This is a genomic window from Bradyrhizobium retamae (assembly GCF_001440415.1).
Taxonomy (GTDB): domain Bacteria; phylum Pseudomonadota; class Alphaproteobacteria; order Rhizobiales; family Xanthobacteraceae; genus Bradyrhizobium; species Bradyrhizobium retamae.
In genome coordinates, this window is sequence record NZ_LLYA01000035.1 from 92,681 (window position 1) to 110,113 (window position 17,433).

Consider the following 17,433-nt stretch of genomic DNA (forward strand, 5'->3'; position numbering starts at 1 on the left):
AGAAGAAACTGTCATCGTCCGCCAACGGGTCGCGCGAATGCGCGCCCGATGACAAGCTCCGGCGGGCGATCCAGTATTCCAGAGTCGTCGCGGTCCAATCCATTGCTGCCGCGGCGTACTGGATAACCCGCTTCCGCGAGGTATGACGACGTGCTTGGGTTACGAGCACCAAAGAACGAAAGATCAGCGCCGCGCCAAAATATGATCCGCGAGCACCACGGCATCGTCGCCGACGCCTGACAGGAACGAGGAGTTCATCTTCGACAGCCATTGCAGGCCGAGGAAGTACAGGCCGGATACGGCCGAGATGCCGTTGCGATGAACCGCTTCGCCGCGGGCGTCGAGGACCGGGATATCGATCCAGCCGAAATCGACGCCGTAGCCGGTGGCCCAGACGATCGAAGAGATGCCCTCCGCGGCGAGGTCGAGGCGCGTGAGCGGCGCGGTGACGCAAGGCGGGTCGGGAAGCGTCGCGCGGGCGCCGGGTTCTTCCGGCAGCTCCAGGCGGCGCCGTTTCACATATTCATCGACGGTGTCGAGGAACGTGGTGAAGGCGATGTCGCCGTCGCCAAGGCTTTTGTCGAGGCCAGGTGCGATGTTGAGCACGCCGCCATCGGCGGCGTCGAGACGTCCGAGCAAAATCATGCCGCGGGCGGCGAAATCGCGGAAATCGATGCTGCGGCCGCCATAGGCGCCCGAAATCACCGGGCCGAGGCGCGCTTGCCCGCGCTCCTCCGGGGTGATCTGGTCGAACTGCATTTCGGCGAGCCACCAGATCAGGTCGCGGCTGCGGTAGCGGCGCGGCAGGCGACGATGCCGTCCGACTGAGAGATAGACGCGCCGCCCGGCCTGCAGCAATTCCTCGGCGATCTGCGCGCCGGACGCGCCGGCGCCGGCCACCAGCACCGCGCCCGGCGGAAGCTGTTCGGGATTCCTGTAGTCGGCGGCACGCACCTGAAATACCGGATGATCGCGCAACAGGTCCGGGATGACGCTGCGCTGATAGGGTCCGGTGGCGACGACGACATTGTCAGCTTCGATCGTGCCGTCCGTGGTCTCGGCGATAAAGCGCCCGCCGTCGCGCTGCGACAGCCGCGTCACAGCGACGCCGCAGCGGATCGGCGGCGCGACGAAATCCGCATAGGCCTCGATAAATTTGATGATGGTGGCCGTATCCGAGAACCCATCCGGATCGCTCTGCGGAAACGGAAAGTCCGGCAGCCGCACTGACCAGTTCGGAAACTGGAATATCAATCCGTCCCAGCGTTCGCTGCGCCAGCGTTCGGCGATCCGGTGGCGCTCGAGCACCAGATGCGACAGTCCGCGCTGCTTGAGGCGGTGGCTCATCACGAGGCCGGCCTGGCCGCCGCCGATCACCAGCGTTTCGATCTTCTCATCCGGCATGTCTGTGGCCCCTGCGGCGCGTGGCGGGCTCCGCTGCCGCGCGAACGATCCAGCGCCGGAACGCGGCAAAATCGCGCTGCCCGGTGCTGAAGCCGCGATAGACCAGATACCAGCGCATGCCTTTCGGCACACTTAACGCAAACGGCGCGACCAGCCGGCCGGCCGCAAGGTCATCGTCGATATAGGGTCGGATGCCCATGGCGATGCCAAGTCCGTCGACGGCGGCCTGCAGCGCCTGGCCGTAAAACTCGAACTCCGGCCCGCGGGCGCTGATGCGGGCGGTGCCGGCGGCCTCGAGCCATGACGGCCAATCGTCGGGCGAATGCGCCACCCGCAGCAGCGTCGGCCCCTTCAGATCGCCGGGACGTTTGAGCGCACCCGCAAGGCGCGGCGCACAGACCGGGAGCAGATCGGCCGCAAACAGCGGCTCGGCGATCAGGCCGGGCCATTCGCCGTCGCCGAGCTTGATGCCGCAGCTCCAGTCCTCGCCGAACGGCACCGCGGCGCCGCCGGTGGTGATACGGACGTCGATATCGGGTTCTTCCTTGCGGAAATCCGCCAGCCGCGGGATCAGCCATTTCATCGCAAAGGTCGGACCGACGCCGATGGTCAGCACGCGGACGCTTGCGGGCGCCGTCACCTGCGCGGTCAGGCTCGCCAGCGCATCGAAGATCGGCGTCAGCCCGTTCTGGTAGGCGCGGCCGGCGGCGGTGGTCACGAGTCGGTTGGCCTTGCGCTCGAACAGCGCCACGCCCAGCCGCTCTTCCAACAGATGCACCATCCGGCTGACGGCGGCGGCGGAAACGTTGAGCTCAGTCCCGGCGGCGGCGAAGCTGCCGGTGCGCGCTGCCGCTTCGAACGCCTTGATGCCGTTGAGAAAGAGCAGCCGCCGCACATGACCCTCAGGAAATCTGATGCCAGGGCAAGATAACTCGGTTTGCACGCGCCGTCCAAGCGCGGCAGGAATATGATTGTGGAGATTGCCGATGACGGCCCTGATGATCGCAGCGCTCGGTGCCTTGATGGTCGCGACAGCCTTCCTGTCCGGCCTGTTCGGCATGGCCGGCGGGATGATCCTGATCGGCGTGCTGTTGATGCTGATGCCGCTGCCGACCGCGATGGTGCTGCACGCGATCACGCAGATGGCTTCCAACGGCTGGCGCGCGTTTCTGTGGCGGGCGCATATCCGCTGGCGGCCGGTGTTCGTCTATCTGATCGGCTGCGCGCTGGCGCTCGGCCTCTGGTCGCTCACCCGCTACGTGCCGGACAAGCCGATTGCATTGCTGTTGCTCGGGGCCACGCCGTTCATGGCGCGGCTGATGCCGAAGAACCTCAAGCCGAATCCGGACAGCATCTGGCAGGGCTCGTTCTACGGCTTCGTCTGCATGGGCCTGATGCTGATGACCGGCGTGTCTGGTCCCTTAATGGACACGTTCTTTCTCGGCGGCAATTTCGGCCGCCGCGAGGTGGTCGCCACCAAGGCAACCTGCCAGGTCGTCAGCCATCTCACCAAACTGATCTATTTCGGCGGCATCATCGACCAGGCAGCGACGCTCGATCCCGTGCTGGCTGCGGTCGCGATCGCGGCCTCGATGCTCGGCACCACGCTGGCGCGGCGGATTCTTGAGGCGATGAGCGACGCGCAGTTTCGTACCTGGGCGAACCGGCTGATTACGACGGTGGCCGCCTATTACATTCTCTACGGAAGCTGGCTGCTGCTGGTTCACGGCTCGGTTGCTTCCTTCTGAAGGGAGAGGGCTGATGTCGGATGCTGCAGATCCACTGGTGCTCGACTTCGTCGAATGGGTCGCCCGCGAGCCGCGGAATTACGCAGAGGTGGTCGCGACCTGGCGGACCTCCTGTCCGCGCCTGACGATCTGGGAAGACGCTTCCGATCGCGGCTACGTCGTGCGCGAAACCATCGCCGGAACCGGACTGATGGTGACCGTCACCGCATCAGGCGAAAAGCTGCTGCGCGAGCACGGCCGCGTCGGCGTGCCGCAACGCTAATCCGCGTCATCACATTTCCGCGCTACGGCGCCTGCCTGCATTGACTTGGCACGTCAGCCCGATCAAATTCATGCAGTCGCATCTTTCTTGCGAAACAGGAAACCAACGCAAGGATCGTCCCATGATCGACCTTCACTACTGGACCACGCCGAACGGCCACAAGGTCACGATGTTCCTCGAAGAGACCGGGCTGCCTTACAGGATTTTTCCGGTCAACATCGGCAAGGGCGAGCAGTTCAAGCCGGAGTTTCTGGCGATTGCGCCAAACAACCGGATTCCGGCGATGGTCGATCACGAGCCGAAGGGCGGGGGAAAGCCGATCTCGATTTTCGAATCCGGCGCGATGCTGCTCTATCTTGCCGAGAAGACCGGAAAGTTTCTGCCCGCCGATCTCTACGGCCGCTACGACGCGATCCAGTGGACGTTTTGGCAGATGGGCAATCTCGGCCCGATGGCCGGGCAGAACCATCATTTCGCGAACTATGCGCAGGAAAAAATCAAATACGCCATCGACCGCTACGTGAACGAGACCAACCGCCTCTATGGCGTGCTCAACAAGCGCCTGGCGGACCGCGAATTCATCGCCGGCGATTATTCGATCGCCGACATGGCGAGCTATCCCTGGGTGGTGCCCTACCAGAACCAGAGCCAGAACATCGACGACTTCCCGCATTTGAAGCGCTGGCTCGAAACCATTCGCGCCCGGCCCGCCACCGAGCGCGCCTATGCCAAGGCGAAAGAGGTCAATCCGAATTTCGGCCAGCCGGTGAATCGCACCGAGGAGGAACGCAGGATCCTATTCGGGCAGACGGCGGCGGCGGTGAGGTAGCGGTTGCCCTCTCGCATTCGGCTCGCTTTCTCTACTCCATCTCCCGTCCTTCACGGGAAAGGGTTGGGTGAGGGCTCTCTCCGTGAGCCGTGAGCGACGTGAGACCTGTGCCCCCTCACCCGGATTGCTTCGCAATCCAACCTCTCCGCAAACGGGGCGAGGTTGGAGACGCGGCGAGATTCCTCTCAAGGCAACGATCGACCCGTCGTCGCTTGCGCTTCTCGCAGTGTCGGCTAGGCTGGCTTCGTTTTCGGAGCAGACCCTATGCCTCTCAAACTCTACGAACTCGTCGGTACCGATCCATCCCGTCCGTTCAGCCCATTCTGCTGGCGAACGCGGATGGCGCTGGCGCATAAGGGGCTGTCGGCGGAGACGATTCCCTGGTGCTTCACCGAGAAAAGCGCGATCGCGCCGCATGGCTCGGAGAAGGTGCCGGTGCTGCTCGACGGCGACAGCGCGGTCGTCGATTCCTGGACCATCGCCAACTATCTCGAAGACAAATATCCGGACCGGCCGTCGCTGTTCGGCGGTGAGGGCGGCCGCGCCATGGCGCGGATGCTGAACTGGTGGGGCGACGGCGTGATCGGCGGCATGTTTCCGCTCATCATCGCCGATGTCCCGCTCAACCTGAAGCCGGAGGACGCCGCCTACTTCCGCACGTCGCGCGAGGCGCGCTTTGGCAAAGAGCTGGAAGACATCATGGCCGGCCGCGACAAGGCGGTCGAAGATTTTCGCAAAAGCCTCGATCCGCTGCGACTGACATTGCGGACGCAACCCTTCCTGGGCGGCACGGCAGCGAACTATGCGGACTATATCGTGTTCGGCGCGTTCCAGTGGGCGCGCGTGGTCAGCCCGTTCAAGCTGCTGATGGAGGACGATCCGGTCTATGCCTGGCGCGAGCGGCTGCTCGACGCGTTCGATGGGTTAGCGCGCAAGTCACCGAGCTATCACGCTTAATCAGCGACCGGCATAGTTCGGCCGTCGGCGTTCAATCCACGCGGCGATCCCTTCGCCGAGATCGTGGCTTGGCACGAGCGCGGCGAACTGCTCGCTCTCGACCTGCAACCCTTCGCCGATGCCCATGTTCAATCCGCGCGTGACGGCGGTGATGATACCGCCGACCGCGAGCGGCGAGTGCCTGATGATGCGGCCCCCCAGCTCGCGCGCGGCTGGCAGCAATTCCTCATGTGGCACCACCATGTTGACCAGGCCGATCTCCAGCGACCGTTGTGGCGAGAAAGCATCGCCGGTCAGCAACAATTCAAGCGCGCGCTTGCGCCCGGCGAGGCGCGGCAGCCGTTGGGTGCCGCCAAAAGTCGGCGGCATGCCAAGATTGATTTCCGGCTTGGCGAAACGCGCGCGCTCGCTGGCGACGGCGAGGTGAACGGCTTCGGTGATCTCACAGCCTCCGCCGAACGCCAGCCCGTTGACCGCCGCGATCACCGGTTTCTTGAACGCTTCAAGCCGAGCGGTCATGGCCTGTCCGCGCCGGACAAAGTCCCGCACCGCCGCATTTGGACCGCGGCGAACGCTGTTCGAGAATTCGTGGATATCGGCGCCAGCGGAAAAGGCGCGTTCGCCGGCGCCGGTCAGGATGACCGCGCGGACGCTGGCGTCGATTTCGACGCTATCGAGCGTCGCCATTAGACTGTCGATCAACGCGTAGTTCAGCGCATTAAGCTTGTCGGGCCGGTTGAGCGTGACCAGCGCGATCCCGTCGGTGATTTCGGTCAGAATGGGCTCGGACATCTCCAGGTCTCCGCAGGCTCGATGGGTTGCACGCACCGTAGAAGACGGTCCGAATTGTGTATATTCACTGGATAGTATACATAAGGGCATGGCCCGATCCGGCATCCCGACGCGCGAACGCATCATCTCGGCGGCGAACGCGCTGTTCTACAATGACGGCATTCGCGGCGTGAGCGTCGACGCCGTCGCTGCGAGGGCCGGCGTTACCAAGCGCACGCTGTATTACCATTTCAGGAGCAAGGACGATCTGGTGGCGGCGTATCTCGCCGGCCGCGATCAGCCCAATCTGGCATTGTTCCGGCAATGGTTCGGCGAGAAGGATGACGGCTTGCCGGCGCAGGTCGAACGCGTCTTTCGCAATCTCGCCCGCTCGGCGCGGCATCCGAAATGGAAGGGCTGCGGTTTCCTGCGCACGTCTGCCGAACTCGCCAACATGCCCGGTCATCCCGCGATGAAGATCGGCGCCGCGCACAAGAAGAGGTTCGAGGAATGGCTGCGCGTGACGTTTGCGGCCGAGGGGATCGCCGATCCCTTGCGCCTCGCACGGCAAATCCTGCTGCTGCTCGACGGCTCATTCGCCGTTGTGCTGCTGCATCGCGATCCCTCCTACATGGAAACCGCCGGTCAGGCCGCGCATGCGCTGGTCGAGGCAGCGCTCGCAGGCCGCGCGAAGCCGCAGTCGCGGCGGGCGCGCTAGCTCTGCGTCATTGCGAGGAGCCAACGGGTCCCGCGAATGCGCGCCCGATGACAGGCTCCGCGACAAGCAATCCATGCCGCCGCTTGTGGCGCGATCGATTGCTTCTTCGCTCGCAATGACGGTTGCAACAAACGGCTTTCGAACTGCTATCGCGTCCGCAGCCCTTCCTGGGCGGCACGGCAGCGAACTATGCAGACTATATCGTGTTCGGCGCGTTCCAGTGGGCGCGCGTGGTCAGCCCGTTCAAGCTGCTGATGGAGGACGATCCGGTCTATGCCTGGCGCGAGCGGCTGCTCGACGCGTTCGACGGGCTCGCGCGCAATTCGCCTAGCTATCACGGCTAACGCAGGCGGACGGCGCTCGATCTCTGCGGAGCGAGCAGCCATTATCACGGCTGCGGGCCGGACAAGTTCATTTCACGCTCGGCCCGGAAAACATTGCTGTGCAGGTTTGCTATCCATTGCCGTCCGCTCGACGTGACATTGAGATAGCGTATTGCGGTCTGGATCTGCGGGGCGACGTTGTTCCAATAGAATTGCGGATATTTGTAAACGACGTCTGCCGGCGTCTGGTAGCCGAGCGTTTTATTCATGCCGACTTCTTCGAATTCGTAGAACAGGGCATTGGCTTTTTTCAGGTAGTTGGGGTCGCCGAGCTGCCCGATGAGGTCGGCCGCGCGCAGCAACAGGCCCTCCTCTTCGATTAGCTCGTCGTTCGACGATGAATCAACATAGGGAAATCGTGTATACTCGATTGCCCTGGCGATCCGGCTCGCATCGACCTCGTCGGCGGTGTCGAGCCGCTCGAAGACGAACAGCTTCGAGCGGTCCACATGGTAGGCTCCCAGCGCGGCATCGGATGAACCTCGTGCCAGGCGAATGGTACGGCCGCTGAGATCTGCGACATAGGAATCCCCGTCATCTCCCTGGACAATTCCACGAACGTATCCGATGTCGTGGGTGAGGCACGCCACGATGAAATTGGCGTAGTCGTCTGGCGTCGTTGGCCGCAGCATCCCCCGGCCCATGAGTATGTCGTGCCCGGCAAGGGTCACGAGCATTGTGTGTTCGATGTTGTGATAGAGGGCATCGCTGTTGCCGATGCATTCCAATGTGAGCCTGGCTGCATAAGGGAGAAATTCAGCCAGCCGGGCCTGGGAGGAGCCAAACCTGCTCCTGGTATCCGAGGCCAGAAATGACCCCAAGGCTTGCGCCACCAGTTCCGGGATTGTGATCATCTGAGCACCGCGTCTCATGTGCGACGTTGGCGTCGGCATGATAGCACATCGCCGTTCTTTCCGGTGGCAAATGTCTGCTCTCGCCACCAGCAGACGCGACCCAAATCTGTATCAGGTGCACGGCACTCAAAGCGCCCGTTGATCGCTGAGAGCCGGCGCTCCTCGGCGCGCCTCTCTCCGGATAGCCGGCCAGGAGGCTTTGCCTCGCTTGGGAATGATTGACGTTTCCCGAGACAAACTACCAGGCAATGATTGCCAGAGCGTCCGCGCAATCGCCGAGGCTTTAAATTAGTTCTATCCAATAACGATGTTAGCCGTGACGTAAAATGAAGGCGTAAGCTGATCCCCTTGGTGGCCGTTAGGGGAGACGCGTCATGACCGACCTTGAAGCCAAATTGGAGCGGTTCGAGACTCTCGCTGCCGAATGCGATTTGATCGGCAAGTTGACATCGGATGGGGCGAAGCGCGAGCTATACCTGCGCCTCGGATTGCACTACCGCGAACTGGCCGACGACATCCGAGCGGTGATCGCAACCAAAGACGCCGCTTAGCCGGCGGACAGGGGCGGCAGCAGGATACTGGCCTGGCCGCTATCTTGCCGTGTCATAAGCCCTCAATGGTGAGGAGCGCCAATGGGTCCGCGCGCAGCGCGGCCCGATGACAGGCTCCGCGCGTCTCCGGACGATGCTTCGCATCGCCGGGAGACCCATGAGGCACCTGTCTGTGGCCTAACAGGTCCCTGCGTCTTCGCTGTCGTCGCATCGCGGGCGGCAGTGAACCTTTTGGAAACCACCACGTCACATACTGTAGGTTGCTTTTGCTGATTGGTCCCTCCGCCCTTCCCTTCACGATGGACTGGCCCCAGAGCGGATCGAACCCAGACGGGGTGGACGAATGACCGAGGAATCCCATCGTCAGCGCGTACTGGATTTCCTCAACATCCTGTATTCCGGCGACGTCGAAGGCGCGCTGGCGCGCTGCACCGACGACATCGAGTCGCTCGCCAACGCCCCGATCGACATCCTGCCGCATATGGGCCATCGCCGCGGCAAGGCCGAAATGCGCGAGATGTGGAACGCCGTCCGCGCCCGCTATTCCGAACTGCGCTGCGAGGTGCCGATCCTGGTCGTCGAGGGCGACAAGGCGGCCGCGTTCATCCGCGTGTTCTTCCGCAAGAGCATCAACCAGCGCATGGTGCAGTTCGACATCGCCGGCTTCTACACGCTGCGCGACGGCAAGATCAGCCAGATCAGGGAAATCATCGACACATTCGATCTGGTCCAGCAACTGCTCGAACGCGACGTCGCCGCGATCCTGACTGGTAGAAGGCCGGAGCCGATTTAGCGATTGTGTTGGGCTGTCATTCCGGGATGGTCCGTTAGGACCAGACCTCGGATGTGCAATTGCACATCGGGGAATCTCGAGATTCTCAAATGCGCAATTGCGCACCATAGTTCTCGCACGTCGTGCGCCCCGGAACGACTTGGTGCTGTTCTCCCCACCGCATTGAACCTGATCGCGCCGGCCGTGACACACCACAAGGTTTTTTCCGGACAGAAGATCATATGAAGATCGCGTTGCTGGCTTTGCTTGGTTTGGCGCTGGGGGCGTTGGGAGGCGCGGCACTGGGCATCGGGGCGGGTCTCGCCTGGGTGGAAACCTTCAAAACCACTGGTTTTGAAGGCTATAGCAGCATGCTGGTGTTCTTCACCTTCATGCCTCTGGGGGCCGCGATCGGCGGAATCGGCTGTGCCCTGCTGTTCGGCATCATCGCCATTCGCGACGCCGAGATCGCCATCGAGCGCGAGCCGGTGCGCCGCCACGACCGATAATGCGGCCAAAACAGTCGCATTTGTGCATTGCAAAAACGACAATTGCATTCTGGCGAAACTGCTCTATTTCTGGCTGCAACGGTGAAGTTCGGCATTTCGGCCCCGGCGTCGATGGAGACGCCCGGTTGGGCGCGATTGCCGTTTTGAAATCCAGTTTTAGGACCAAATCAAAATGACAGAGCATAGTCTCTGGCGTTTTTCGCGCGCGTTGTATCGTGCGATCAATGAACGCCAGCCCGCCGACCTCGAAGCCCTGCTCGACGAGGAGGTCGACTGGGCAATCTATGGACCGATCGATATGTATCCGTTCTTCGGCCAGCGCCGCGGCAAGGTGGCCGTGATGGAGGTGATCAGGCAGATCGCGGACAATTTCCGCGTCCACCGCTTCGACCGCGAATCGATCATGCTGGGAGTGGATACGGCCGCCTCGATGATGCGCTATTCGCTGACCGCGCTGGATTCGAACAAGCCGATCAGCCTGCGCACCGCCCATTTCGCCCAGTTCAGGGCCGGCTGCCTGACCAACTTGCGCGTGCTGGTCGACACCTTCGATCTGGTCGAGCAGACCGTGGGCTACCCGATTCACCTGCCGCGGATGGCGGTGTAGCGCTCCAATCGGCTTCGCCTCTTCGTCATGCCCGGGCGAAAGCGCGAAGCGCGTCTTCGCGCTGGATGTCCCGGGCATCCACGTCCTTTGTTCACCAGCCCCGACAAGAACGTGGATGGCCGGGAGCGCAGACAAGTGTACGTAGTCACGCGCAAGGCAGACTACTACGCCCGGCCATGACGACCACCTGCAAGCGCGCGCGGTCATAATTTCGCACCAAAACAAACGCATTCTTGGCGCGACTTCGAATGCGGGCGGGCAATGATTCCGAAAATGCGGTTTGGCTTGGCGCGGCTGCCAATGCTGGCGGCCGGCGTAAGTTTGGCTTCGATATTGGCGGTGGCGGCACAAACGCCGCCGACCGACGACGAGCCGGAGATGCAGGAGGCTGAACAAGCCGAGGCCGCTCCCAGCGTTAACGATGCCGACATCATGAAGGACATCGACGTCGAAAAGCTCGACTGGAGCCAACTCAACGTCGATACATCGACCCTGACCGGCCCAGCGCCGAAGGGAGGCAACTCGTCGAAAGGCGCTGCCAGCGCGGATGCCTCATGGTCCGCCAATGAAAGACCGAACGGCATCTCCGCGGTATCGGTTAAGCAATCCATATCGCCGTTCTGGGATGCGCGGATCGGCGCCGACATGACGGTCGCGCGGCAAGGCACGGTGACGACGTCCGAACTGCTCTCGGAAAAACTTGCCAATGGTGGCAGCCTGCCGCAATCGTCCGGTACCGCGTGGGCTGCGATCACGGCCCCAGGCGTTGGCTCGATTTGGGACACGACCGCGGTCGAGGCCCGGGTCGATCCCGGATCCGAGCAGAGCAAGCTCGGCACATCCTTGAGCAAGTCGCTGGCGATCAGCGAGCAGTATTCGTTGACCCTGAAGAACGACTACAACCTGATCCAGCAAGGTATCGTGCCGGTGCCCGGCATCGTCGGCCACTCAGCACACAGCTACGAGACCGACCAGTCGGCAAAGCTCAGCATTGCCGACACCGGCACCAGCTTGATCGCCGCTCAGACGCTATCGACATCCGACGACAAGTGGCTGCGCAAGGTCGGCGCCGAGCAGAAGCTGTTCGACGGCGTCACCATCTCCGGCTCGATCGGCGAAACGCCCTCGGGTGCCGCCAACAAGAGCCTCAGCGCGGGCTTCAGGCGTAGCTGGTGAGGGCCGAAATCGTCCCAGTTTGACGCGCTTTCCGATATCGAGGGCACCGCCCCAGAGAATGAACCATCATTGCCGCAGATTGGCCAAGATGCGGACAAAATCGGCGGGACAGATGAGACCCGCTCCACTTCGTCGTGCGGGGGACGTCCGCGCTCGCCTGAAAGCGAAACAGAGGAATAGCCGATGAACGCCACCATTCGTTCCGAACAAGCTGATTCGAACCCGGAAGTCGACGGCGATCTCGCTGCCGTATCCGAAGTCGAGGCCGGCATCCGCGATTTCGTTCGCAACGATATCGCCTATCTGCGTCGGCCCGCAGTGGCCCCGGACACCGTGCCGATTGATGCCAATGCCGAAGCGACCGTCAACAACGTCAACTCGCTGATCCAGCGCGTCGCCGGCACTTCGCTGGCGGAAATCGAGAAGCTGATTTCCGAACTCGAAAGCCTCCGCGACTTGCTCCATGCCGAAGGCCAGCGCGTCCAGCGCGAGATCTCCGGCTATGCGCAGCTCAGCCAGGCGGCGATGAAGTCGACGCGCATGATTGCCGACAACGTCACGCAGTGGAAGCGCGCCGCCGACGGCCTGCGCAACGCCTAATCTGATCGTTGCAAAAATCTGACACTCCGCCGCGTTCCGTACGGGAGCGCGGCGGTTTTGTTTGGCTGTGTTCGATCTGAACTTTATAAGCACGGTCGCGTCCAAGGACGGATGTCGTCACTTGGCGGCAGGCACCTTTTTGGGGACACACCGGCGATGCAAAACGTTCAGCCAGACAACATGGATTCAATGCCGTTGCGGCAATCGTCGCATAGCATGGGCACGCTCGTAATCCGCTTCGTCGGATTGCTGACGCTTGCGGTCGTGGCAATGACGTTGATCTGGAGCCGCTGAATCTTTCCGAGATTCGGCGTCTATGCTTGCCCGATCCGCAACTACTGGCGGACGAACGCGGTGTCCTCGATCGTGTAAACGCCGTCGGCATAGGATTTCACCACCATCGTGGCGGTGAGCATCACCGCCATCGTGACGGTTGCGAAGACAAAGCCGACGAATTTCAGGCCGCTGCGATCTGCCATTTTCATCCCCTCGGTACTTCCCCTGAGACGCATTTGGCAGGCAGAAAGTTCAAAATGCGTTAGCAAAAAACGGTTTCATGGGGTCGTGGATTACGAAGCACTAACGAAACAATTGGCTAACCATGTTTCGCCGGACCACAATTAACCGGCATTCCGTCGCGGCACGAACGCGGTGGCGAGGAACGAGAATACGACTTCGTTGCGCTGGTTGGTGCCGGTATTACGGGCCTGCAGGATGCCCCATTCGGGACGCTTCTCCGAGGTTCGCTTGGTTTCAACCTGGTTGGAAAAGCTGACGGTATCGCCCGCCAACACTGGCCTGACCCAGCGCAATTCACGAAAACCCGGCGACGGCCCCCACACCGCGACCTTCTCACCGCGCGCGGCGGCCTCGGCCGTCAATCGTTTGCCATCGGCGACCAGGAGCTTCATGCACACCGCCGCAACGTGCCAGCCCGATGCGGCCAGCCCCCCGAACAGGGATTTGCGCCCCTCCTCCTCATCGAGGTGAAAGCGCTGCGGATCGAACTGTGCGGCAAACCTCTTGATGTCGTCGGCCGTGAAGGTAAACGAGCCAAACTCGCGCTGCGCGCCGATCTCGATGTCCTCGAAGAAACGCATCGCTACTCCGCTCCCGCTTCAAGGCGCCGGCGCACGATGATCGGGGACTCCATCTCGCACAGTACGATCCCGGCCGCGTTGCGGATCGTGCCCTTGAAGGTCACGATGCCGGTCTCGGGTCGGCTTTTCGAAATCCTGGCCTCGGCAACGTTGACGTCCAGCGTCAGGTCATCGCCCGGGCGCAGCGGCGATAGCCAGCGCATTTCGTTGACACCGGGCGAGCCGAGAGAGGCGGTGCGGCCGATAAAGCCGTCGAACAGCATCCGCATCATGAGCGAGCCGAGATGCCAGCCCGAACCGGACAGCCCCTTCAGCATCGACGCGTTGGCGGCAGCCTCGTCCAGATGCATCGGCTGCGGGTCGAATTCAGCGGCGAACGCCAAAATCTCCTCGCGGGTGACGTGGCGCGGTCCGAACGTGCCGAAATGGCCGGGCGTGAAGTCTTCGAAGGTCAGCGTTGTCATTGATCGACGATTTGGATTGAGGATAGCGGCGGAGAAGCCCGATTGTGGCCGTTATTTGCGGCAATCTCAATCCGCCCACCCGCATGGCTCGTTCGCCACGGGCGAGTACCGTCGCCGGCGCTCGCCCTGACTTGCCCGAAGCAGTTTTCGGGGCTAGCCCTGTGCCGTCTGGGACCAGGTTTCTTGACCCGCCGGAGAACCATCGATGTTCGATTTTCAGGATCTATTTCAGTGGGACCGTTTCATCACGCCCACGATTATCAAGACTTTCTACTGGCTGGTCATCGGCTTGATCGTGCTGTTCGGTATCGCCGGCATTTTGTCGAGCCTGTCCATCATGGCCATCAGCCCCTTCTATGGATTTGTCCTGCTGTTGTCCTCGATCGCCGGCGTCGTGGTCGGCGTGGTGTTTTCGCGCATCGCCGCGGAATTCATCCTGATCGTCTTCCGCGTCAACGAGCATCTCGGCGCGATCCGCGACCAGGGCGGGATGAGGTAGTCGCGCAGGAGTCGTAGGGCGGGCAAGGCGCATTGCGCCGTGCCCACCATCTTTCCGGGGTCGCGAGAGACATGGTGGGCACGCTGCGCTTTGCCCACCCTACAAGATTCTCAGGTATTAAACCTGAAATGCATCACGTCGCCGTCGGCGACGACATATTCCTTGCCTTCCAGCCTGAGCTTGCCAGCGTCGCGGGCCCCGGCTTCGCCGTTCAGCGCGACGTAATCGGCATAGGCGATGGTCTCGGCCCGGATAAAGCCCTTTTCGAAATCGGTATGGATCACGCCGGCCGCAGCCGGCGCCTTAGTGCCGCGGTGGATGGTCCAGGCGCGGGCTTCCTTGGGGCCTACGGTGAAGTACGTGATGAGATCGAGCAACTGGTAGCCGGCGCGGATCAGGCGGTCGAGGCCGGCCTCTTCCAGGCCGAGCGTCTCGAGAAATTCGGCGCGCTCCTCGCGTGACAGGGTCGCGATCTCGGATTCGATCTTGGCCGAGATCACCACGGCGACCGCGCCTTCCTTCTTGGCGTGATCGAACACCTGTTTTGAGAAGCTGTTGCCGTCCTTAGCCGAACCTTCCTCGACGTTGCAGACATAAAGCACCGGCTTCGACGTCAGGAGGCCGAGCATGCCGAAGGCGCGCTCTTCCTCCGGCTTGCGCTCCAGAAACCGCGCCGGTTTGCCCTCGCGCAGCAGCACCAGGGCGCGGTTAACGAGGTCGAGCGCTTCCTTGGCGTCCTTGTCGTTGCCCTTGGCCTTTTTCGCCAGATTGTCGACCCGCTTCTCCAGGCTGTCGAGATCGGCGAGCATCAGTTCGGTCTCGATGGTCTCGATGTCGGCCAACGGCGCGATTTTGCCTTCGACATGGGTGATGTCGGAATCTTCGAAACACCGCACCACATGTGCGACCGCGTCGACCTCGCGGATAGTGGCGAGAAACTGGTTGCCGAGGCCCTCGCCCTTCGAAGCGCCGCGCACGAGCCCTGCGATATCGACGAAGGTCAGTCGCGTCGGGATGATCTGCGCCGAGCCTGCGATCGCCGACAGCTTGTCGAGCCTGGGATCAGGCACGGCGACTTCGCCGACATTCGGCTCGATGGTGCAGAACGGATAATTCGCCGCCTGCGCCGCCGCCGTCTCGGTCAGCGCGTTGAACAGCGTCGACTTGCCGACATTAGGCAGGCCAACGATACCGCATTTGAATCCCATAACTTGTCCTGAAGTTCGTTGCTGACGGTCGACAACGCGTCACGCCGCACCATCATCACCCTTGTCGAAAAATCCCTTGGCCTGCAGCGCCAGATGCACCTTGTTCGCGAACGAGGAATCGTGCCCTGCGACCAGCAAACCGGCGTTGTCGGCCACCGCTGCGCACAAGGCTTCCACCCAGGCGCGGTCGCTCTTGGCGAAATCCGAGAGCACGTGGCCGTGCACCAGCTCCTTGATGCCGGGATGGCCGATCCCGAGCCGCACCCGGCGATAGTCGTTGCCGATATGCGAGGTGATCGAGCGCAGCCCATTGTGGCCGGCGATACCGCCGCCGACCTTGACGCGGACTTTCGCCGCCGGCAGTTCGAGCTCGTCCTGAAACACGGTGACGTCGGAAGCGCCGAGCTTGAAGAAATTCGCGGCTTCCTGAACCGCGCGCCCGGACTCGTTCATGTAGGTGGTCGGCCGAAGCAGAACGACCTTCTCGCGATCGAGCGTGCCTTCGGATGTCTCGCCCTGAAAACGGCGGCGCCACGGTGCGAAACCGTGACGCCGCGCAATTTCATCAACGGCCATGAACCCGATGTTGTGCCGGTTGTTCGCGTATTTCGAACCGGGGTTACCTAGGCCAACAAACAGGCGCATAACGCGGCATCCTGCCGCTGCTTACTTCTTCTTGTCGCCACCAGCCGGCGCCTTCGCGCCAGCCGCCGGAGCGGCAGCTCCCGCCGCAGGCGCGGCAGCAGCAGCTGGAGCGGCACCCGCCGCCGGAGCGGCCGTGCCTGCAGCCGCGGCAGCCGCCGCAGCTTTCTGTTCTTCGGCGTAGCCGGACGGCGGCACGATGGTCACGAGCGTCGCGTCTTCGCGCGAGAGCGCCTTCACGCCCGTCGGGAGCTTGATGTCGGAGAGATGCAGCGAGTAGCTGATTTCCAGCGCGCCGGCATCGGCTTCGAGGTACTGCGGGATGTTGTCGACCGAGCATTCGAGGTCGACGGTATGGGTGACGATGTTGATGGTGCCGCCGCGCTTGACGCCGGGCGAGGTTTCGCCGTTCACGACGTGCAGCGGAACGCTGACGCGGATGGTGGCGCCTTCGCCGAGCCGCAGGAAGTCGACATGAATCGGGAAGTCTTTCACCGGATCGAGGTGGAAGTCGCGCGGAATCACGCGGTGCTTCTTGCCCTCGAGGTCGATGTCGAACAGCGTGGTCAGGAAGCGGCCGGCCAGGATGCGCTGACGCAGTTCCTTATCGTCGACCGAAATGGTCACGGGGGGCTGGTTGTTGCCGTAGATCACTCCGGGCACTCTCCCGGCGCGACGCTCTGCCCGGGCGGCCCCCTTGCCGCTCTGCGGACGCGCGGTCGCCTTCAATTCCTTGACGGTCGCCATCGTGTTAAGTCCTTGTTTTCTAAAAAGTTAAAGGCCGCATCGCGGCCCGTCGGCGTCCCACAGCAAGCCTCCAGGGGTGCGGGGGCTGCGGACGTAGCCGGCTTTTAGCCCCAAAGGGGCGAAATGACAAGGAAATGAAGGGATTTTTCTGCGGGGCACCCTTCCCTGGAGGGTCCCTGGAGGTGAGGGTTGGGCAATCCCTACCCGTCCGCCATGCTCCCGGCATCCGGCGTGGCCGGCGCAATGCCGAGCTTGGCTTCCAGAGCAGCAATCCGGCTCTTCAGTGCCTCATTCTCCTCGCGCGCCAGGCGGGCCATGTCCTTGACCACATCGAACTCCTCGCGCTTGACGACATCGAGATCGCGCAGGATACGCTCGGCCTGGCTGCGCATAACCGTATCGACCTCACGCTTGACACCCTGGGCGGCGCCGGCGGCGTCGTTCATCAAACGGCCAATCTCGTCGAAAAACCGATTGCTGGTCTGGGTCATCTGAAACGCTCCGGTCGCTGCAAATTGATCGTCACCACAAGACAATGGCAATCCCAAGGGAAACGTTCAAGAGCGCGGTTCAACGCCAACGTGACGGCCGTTCGCCTTGTCATGCTGCGGTTTCCTTGCAATCGTATCGAA

At 62.5% G+C, this 17,433-nt stretch carries 23 protein-coding genes and 1 pseudogene; 13 read left to right on the forward strand and 11 right to left on the reverse strand.

Features of this window, described 5'->3' with window-relative positions; genetic code table 11:
- Nucleotides 1–183: 183 nt before the first annotated feature.
- Both CQ13_RS06750 and CQ13_RS06755 read right to left on the reverse strand, forming a co-directional pair.
- Nucleotides 184–1,404 carry an NAD(P)-binding domain-containing protein gene (locus CQ13_RS06750; RefSeq protein WP_057842217.1) on the reverse strand — a complete coding sequence of 407 codons (1,221 nt, stop codon included), beginning with the start codon at nt 1,402–1,404 and terminating at the stop codon, nt 184–186.
- Complete coding sequence (locus tag CQ13_RS06755) at nt 1,394–2,299, reverse strand: LysR substrate-binding domain-containing protein (protein WP_057842218.1); 906 nt, start codon at nt 2,297–2,299, stop codon at nt 1,394–1,396. Before CQ13_RS06755 ends, CQ13_RS06750 begins: the two co-directional genes overlap by 11 nt.
- Nucleotides 2,300–2,390: 91 nt before the next feature.
- Between CQ13_RS06755 and CQ13_RS06760 the strand changes: the two genes are divergently transcribed.
- From CQ13_RS06760 to CQ13_RS06775, 4 genes are all read left to right on the forward strand, one after another.
- A complete protein-coding gene (locus CQ13_RS06760) occupies nt 2,391–3,152 on the forward strand; it encodes a sulfite exporter TauE/SafE family protein (protein ID WP_057842219.1) in 762 nt (253 codons plus the stop codon).
- Nucleotides 3,153–3,165: 13 nt separating this feature from the next.
- Nucleotides 3,166–3,414 carry a hypothetical protein gene (locus tag CQ13_RS06765; RefSeq protein ID WP_057842220.1) on the forward strand — a complete coding sequence of 83 codons (249 nt, stop codon included), beginning with the start codon at nt 3,166–3,168 and terminating at the stop codon, nt 3,412–3,414.
- A gap of 121 nt (nt 3,415–3,535) precedes the next feature.
- Nucleotides 3,536–4,243, forward strand: coding sequence for a glutathione binding-like protein (locus CQ13_RS06770; RefSeq protein ID WP_057842311.1), 708 nt, complete (start codon nt 3,536–3,538; stop codon nt 4,241–4,243).
- Between the two features lie 264 nt (nt 4,244–4,507).
- The gene (locus tag CQ13_RS06775) at nt 4,508–5,200 is read left to right on the forward strand and encodes a glutathione S-transferase family protein (protein WP_057842221.1); all 693 of its coding nucleotides are present in this window, start codon (nt 4,508–4,510) and stop codon (nt 5,198–5,200) included.
- On the opposite strand, the gene CQ13_RS06780 is transcribed toward CQ13_RS06775, so the two are convergent.
- Nucleotides 5,201–5,992, reverse strand: a complete 792-nt coding sequence (locus CQ13_RS06780) for a crotonase/enoyl-CoA hydratase family protein (protein WP_057842222.1) — start codon at nt 5,990–5,992, stop codon at nt 5,201–5,203.
- 88 nt (nt 5,993–6,080) lie between these two features.
- Between CQ13_RS06780 and CQ13_RS06785 the strand changes: the two genes are divergently transcribed.
- Nucleotides 6,081–6,689 carry a TetR/AcrR family transcriptional regulator gene (locus CQ13_RS06785; protein ID WP_057842223.1) on the forward strand — a complete coding sequence of 203 codons (609 nt, stop codon included), beginning with the start codon at nt 6,081–6,083 and terminating at the stop codon, nt 6,687–6,689.
- A gap of 152 nt (nt 6,690–6,841) precedes the next feature.
- Nucleotides 6,842–7,033, forward strand: a pseudogene (locus tag CQ13_RS06790) (glutathione S-transferase family protein); the annotation flags it as partial.
- Nucleotides 7,034–7,077: 44 nt separating this feature from the next.
- Here the strand turns inward: CQ13_RS06790 and CQ13_RS06795 are convergent.
- Nucleotides 7,078–7,926 carry a hypothetical protein gene (locus tag CQ13_RS06795; protein ID WP_057842312.1) on the reverse strand — a complete coding sequence of 283 codons (849 nt, stop codon included), beginning with the start codon at nt 7,924–7,926 and terminating at the stop codon, nt 7,078–7,080.
- Between the two features lie 374 nt (nt 7,927–8,300).
- Here CQ13_RS06795 and CQ13_RS44255 point away from each other — a divergent pair, with 374 nt between their 5' ends.
- The 6 genes from CQ13_RS44255 (at nt 8,301) to CQ13_RS06820 (ending at nt 12,141) form a co-directional block, all read left to right on the forward strand.
- The gene (locus CQ13_RS44255) at nt 8,301–8,477 is read left to right on the forward strand and encodes a hypothetical protein (RefSeq protein WP_197427264.1); all 177 of its coding nucleotides are present in this window, start codon (nt 8,301–8,303) and stop codon (nt 8,475–8,477) included.
- A gap of 343 nt (nt 8,478–8,820) precedes the next feature.
- A complete protein-coding gene (locus CQ13_RS06800; protein WP_057842225.1) occupies nt 8,821–9,270 on the forward strand; it encodes a nuclear transport factor 2 family protein in 450 nt (149 codons plus the stop codon).
- A 221-nt stretch (nt 9,271–9,491) separates the two neighbouring features.
- The gene (locus CQ13_RS06805; RefSeq protein WP_057842226.1) at nt 9,492–9,758 is read left to right on the forward strand and encodes a hypothetical protein; all 267 of its coding nucleotides are present in this window, start codon (nt 9,492–9,494) and stop codon (nt 9,756–9,758) included.
- A 172-nt stretch (nt 9,759–9,930) separates the two neighbouring features.
- Complete coding sequence (locus CQ13_RS06810; RefSeq protein WP_057842227.1) at nt 9,931–10,365, forward strand: nuclear transport factor 2 family protein; 435 nt, start codon at nt 9,931–9,933, stop codon at nt 10,363–10,365.
- Between the two features lie 273 nt (nt 10,366–10,638).
- On the forward strand, nt 10,639–11,541 hold the full coding sequence (locus tag CQ13_RS06815) for a hypothetical protein (protein WP_245309061.1): 903 nt from the start codon (nt 10,639–10,641) through the stop codon (nt 11,539–11,541).
- A gap of 183 nt (nt 11,542–11,724) precedes the next feature.
- Nucleotides 11,725–12,141 (forward strand): hypothetical protein, encoded by a 417-nt coding sequence (locus CQ13_RS06820; RefSeq protein ID WP_057842228.1) that lies wholly within the window; start codon nt 11,725–11,727, stop codon nt 12,139–12,141.
- A 335-nt stretch (nt 12,142–12,476) separates the two neighbouring features.
- Here the strand turns inward: CQ13_RS06820 and CQ13_RS44260 are convergent, their stop codons facing one another.
- From CQ13_RS44260 to CQ13_RS06830, 3 genes are all read right to left on the reverse strand, one after another.
- Complete coding sequence (locus CQ13_RS44260; protein WP_197427265.1) at nt 12,477–12,620, reverse strand: hypothetical protein; 144 nt, start codon at nt 12,618–12,620, stop codon at nt 12,477–12,479.
- Nucleotides 12,621–12,761: 141 nt separating this feature from the next.
- The gene (locus CQ13_RS06825; protein WP_057842229.1) at nt 12,762–13,241 is read right to left on the reverse strand and encodes a MaoC family dehydratase; all 480 of its coding nucleotides are present in this window, start codon (nt 13,239–13,241) and stop codon (nt 12,762–12,764) included.
- Nucleotides 13,242–13,243: 2 nt separating this feature from the next.
- The gene (locus tag CQ13_RS06830; protein ID WP_057842230.1) at nt 13,244–13,705 is read right to left on the reverse strand and encodes a MaoC family dehydratase; all 462 of its coding nucleotides are present in this window, start codon (nt 13,703–13,705) and stop codon (nt 13,244–13,246) included.
- Between the two features lie 205 nt (nt 13,706–13,910).
- On the opposite strand from CQ13_RS06830, the gene CQ13_RS06835 reads away from it, so the two are divergent.
- Nucleotides 13,911–14,204, forward strand: coding sequence for a DUF4282 domain-containing protein (locus CQ13_RS06835; protein WP_057842231.1), 294 nt, complete (start codon nt 13,911–13,913; stop codon nt 14,202–14,204).
- A 110-nt stretch (nt 14,205–14,314) separates the two neighbouring features.
- Here the strand turns inward: CQ13_RS06835 and ychF are convergent, their stop codons facing one another.
- The 4 genes from ychF to CQ13_RS06855 form a co-directional block, all read right to left on the reverse strand.
- Entirely contained in the window at nt 14,315–15,412 is a 1,098-nt protein-coding gene (gene ychF, locus CQ13_RS06840; RefSeq protein WP_057842232.1) for a redox-regulated ATPase YchF, read from the reverse strand.
- A gap of 39 nt (nt 15,413–15,451) precedes the next feature.
- A complete protein-coding gene (pth, locus tag CQ13_RS06845) occupies nt 15,452–16,057 on the reverse strand; it encodes an aminoacyl-tRNA hydrolase (protein ID WP_057842233.1) in 606 nt (201 codons plus the stop codon).
- Nucleotides 16,058–16,078: 21 nt separating this feature from the next.
- Complete coding sequence (locus tag CQ13_RS06850; RefSeq protein WP_057842234.1) at nt 16,079–16,801, reverse strand: 50S ribosomal protein L25/general stress protein Ctc; 723 nt, start codon at nt 16,799–16,801, stop codon at nt 16,079–16,081.
- A 200-nt stretch (nt 16,802–17,001) separates the two neighbouring features.
- Nucleotides 17,002–17,292: an accessory factor UbiK family protein gene (locus CQ13_RS06855; protein WP_057842235.1), complete on the reverse strand. Its 291-nt coding sequence runs from the start codon at nt 17,290–17,292 to the stop codon at nt 17,002–17,004.
- Nucleotides 17,293–17,433 lie beyond the last annotated feature (141 nt).